Raw genomic sequence first — 2,732 nt, forward strand, 5'->3', positions numbered from 1 at the left:
CCGCTAAACGCGATCGCGACGAGTACGCTGGCACCAGTCCCGACCACCAGCCACGCAAAGAGAATGACCACTAGACCCAGAACATACCGCCACCCCCGATACTTACCCCACCGGGCGGCCTCTACGTAAGTCGCATCTTGCACTTCCGTTTTAAGTCCCTGCCTTCCTTTGATTGCGTTAATCCTCATCTTTGTCTCCTTGACTCGTGCGTGTATGTAGTGCTTGGACGTTAGCGAATCTGTTTTGGGGTCATTCCGGTCAGGCGCTTGAGTTGTTGTGTCAGATGGCTTTGGCTGGAGAAGCCGACTTGTAAAGCAATGTCTGCAATCGCCAAATCCGTTTTCGACAGCATCAATTTCGCTTGTTCCACTCGCTGTTGAATCACATACTGGTGTGGAGAAATCTCGATCGCTTGTTTGAACAAACTCGCAAAATAGGTCGGACTAATGTTGATCACGTCTGCAAGTTCAGCTAGTGACAAGTCTCGATCGAGGTGAGTATGAATGTAGTTGAGTACTTGTTGCAATTGGGCGCGCGTTAAGCCTTTGTTCTTGAATTCAGTGGTTAACCTTGTAGTTGTTAGCATGGTTCAAAAATTGGCAATTTGTTCAATAAAACAGGCAAAAGCTAGCGATCGCGCATTCGATCACTTACTAGCACTAACAAACAAGTCAGATATGAATAGAGCTTAGTGACTTGCAGCAACGATGGCTGACGTCAACTCTGTTATTTTCCAGTGTCCGGTATACCGAATGTTATTGATAAATAGGGCTGGGGCAGTCGTTACTCCGCTCTGTATTCCGCCTTCGATATCTTCATTGATGCGATCGACATGCACTTGTTTAGACAACTCTTTGAGAAATTGAGGAATGTCAAGCCCTAAATCATTGGCGTACTCGACAAGATAACCGTTCTCCAACCTTTGTTGGTGGTCAAATAAAGTATCGCTCATTAACCAAAACTGCCCTTGGGCGGCGGCGGCTTCGGCGACTTGGGCTGCCCGTTGAGCATGGGGATAAATCTGTGTTTGTGGAAAATGACGGAAGATGAAGCATAAATAATCATCTCCAAAAGCAGCACTAAGCTCTCGTTTGATCGCTTTAATCAGCTTGTAAACGTCCGCACTTCTAGGGCATTGATAGTCTCCGTACATCACCAGCACTACCTTGGCACTCAGAATACCTTGAATCCAATCTTGAGTTGAAGGTGGTACAAGTAAAGAACTGTGGCTACGATCGTCGCTCATCTTTTTACATCTGTATCAAGCATGGAACCGTGCAATTTACTTGCTCGATCCATTTGCATGACTGTTTGCATAAATTCAATATAGGTGGTCGCCTTCAAGCTGTCGCCTATAGCAAGTTAAATTTTTTACAGTGCAAATTGATAGAGTAACCATGCCATCGCGGAGTAGAAGGCTGGCTCTAACTTAAGTTAGAATCCGAACTCGATCGAAAGTAAACCCTACAAACTAACAATGCCGCGTTTAACGGCAACAATTACTGCTTGGGTGCGATCGCTGACATCTAGCTTATTCAAAATTCGATTGACATGCGATTTAACAGTACCTTCACCGATGCTCAAAGCAACCGCAACATCAGCGTTACTCATCCCCTGTGCGAGTGAACGGAGTACCGCCAGTTCTCGTTCACTCAGTTCTGGATTGCTCATTCGCTGTATCATACAACGTATACGGGAATGGCTAACTCATAACTTGAAGAACAGAAATTTCATCGAGCTGAAAACTTTAGATGAAAGTTCGAGGATACGTTTAGTTGATCAAGGTTGTTTGCACATCTTCATGAGCCGCCCATTGCGGCTCCGCATGATGGGTGGGGTTGTAGGAGGGGCAGGAGAAACACCTGCCTCGACCGGATTAGCCTGCTTGCTAGAGTGTTACGGACACTCTTATCGGGAATGCGGGGCGAGGAATTGATAACCAACTCCTCACCTTCCCTTTTTTTATTTTTTGTGTGCGCGTTGCAATTAGGTGCTTTTACACAGGTGCCATTTGCCGGTCGAGCTTGGTTTCCCGTCCATCTCGTTGCACAGATTGAGCTTTGTCATAGCTCTCCATCAGGGCGCGGTAAGTCGGCACGATGTGGTCAACTGCGACAGTGACAAACTCCATTGCGTCCGGACGGTTCCACGTGTTCATGAGTTCGCTGATTACTGCGTAAGTGTCGATGGGCATGGCTCCCGCCTGGACGACGCGGGCCAGAGTGAGGTCGGTCGCCATCTGGCTCCAGTTGCCGGAAGCGTCAATAATCGTGAAGACCTTGTAACCGGCGGCCAGTGCGCTCAACGTCGGAAACGCCATGCAGGTGCTGGTGAGAGTTCCGGCGATGAGGAGAGTCTTTCGCCCGGTCTTCTCGATAGCATCTACCCAAGCTGGGTTATCCCAAGCGTTAATCTGTCCTGTGCGCGGAATGTAAACCGCCTCAGGATTGTGCTGGTGGATTTCGGGAATCAGAGGACCATTGGGACCATCGGGTACCGAAGCAGTCGTGAAGGTCGGAATCTTGGCGATTTGGGAAATCTTGGCGAGCGCTGTGACATTGGAGCGGAGGACTGAGATATCGATGTCACGCACAAGTTGGAAGAGTCCGCTCTGATGATCAATCAGCAGCAGCACGCTGTCATTGGGATCGATCATTGTGTCGATGGTGTTGCTCATGGGTTTGTCTCCTTTTTGATTCAAATTCAATCAATGTCGTTTTTTCCTAGCTATC

Annotated in this window: 4 protein-coding genes and 2 pseudogenes; 1 reads left to right on the plus strand and 5 read right to left on the minus strand. The window is 48.1% G+C overall.

What is annotated here, in order from left to right; all coding sequences use genetic code 11:
* The 4 genes and pseudogenes from NDI45_RS30755 to NDI45_RS30770 form a co-directional block, all read right to left on the minus strand.
* Positions 1-188 (minus strand): annotated as a pseudogene (locus NDI45_RS30755) (CPBP family intramembrane glutamate endopeptidase); the annotation flags it as partial.
* A 41-nt stretch (positions 189-229) separates the two neighbouring features.
* Positions 230-526: an AraC family transcriptional regulator gene (locus NDI45_RS30760; RefSeq protein ID WP_348250068.1), complete on the minus strand. Its 297-nt coding sequence runs from the start codon at positions 524-526 to the stop codon at positions 230-232.
* A gap of 162 nt (positions 527-688) precedes the next feature.
* Positions 689-1,246, minus strand: coding sequence for a DsbA family protein (locus tag NDI45_RS30765; protein ID WP_348250069.1), 558 nt, complete (start codon positions 1,244-1,246; stop codon positions 689-691).
* 218 nt (positions 1,247-1,464) lie between these two features.
* Positions 1,465-1,677 (minus strand): annotated as a pseudogene (locus tag NDI45_RS30770) (LuxR C-terminal-related transcriptional regulator); the annotation flags it as partial.
* A gap of 124 nt (positions 1,678-1,801) precedes the next feature.
* On the opposite strand from NDI45_RS30770, the gene NDI45_RS30775 reads away from it, so the two are divergent.
* Positions 1,802-1,936, plus strand: a complete 135-nt coding sequence (locus NDI45_RS30775; protein WP_348250070.1) for a hypothetical protein — start codon at positions 1,802-1,804, stop codon at positions 1,934-1,936.
* 60 nt (positions 1,937-1,996) lie between these two features.
* Here the strand turns inward: NDI45_RS30775 and NDI45_RS30780 are convergent, their stop codons facing one another.
* Positions 1,997-2,677, minus strand: a complete 681-nt coding sequence (locus tag NDI45_RS30780; protein WP_348250071.1) for an isochorismatase family protein — start codon at positions 2,675-2,677, stop codon at positions 1,997-1,999.
* Positions 2,678-2,732: the final 55 nt, after the last annotated feature.

The sequence above is a fragment of the Leptolyngbya sp. GB1-A1 genome, from assembly GCF_039962475.1.
Taxonomy (GTDB): domain Bacteria; phylum Cyanobacteriota; class Cyanobacteriia; order Elainellales; family Elainellaceae; genus Leptolyngbya_A.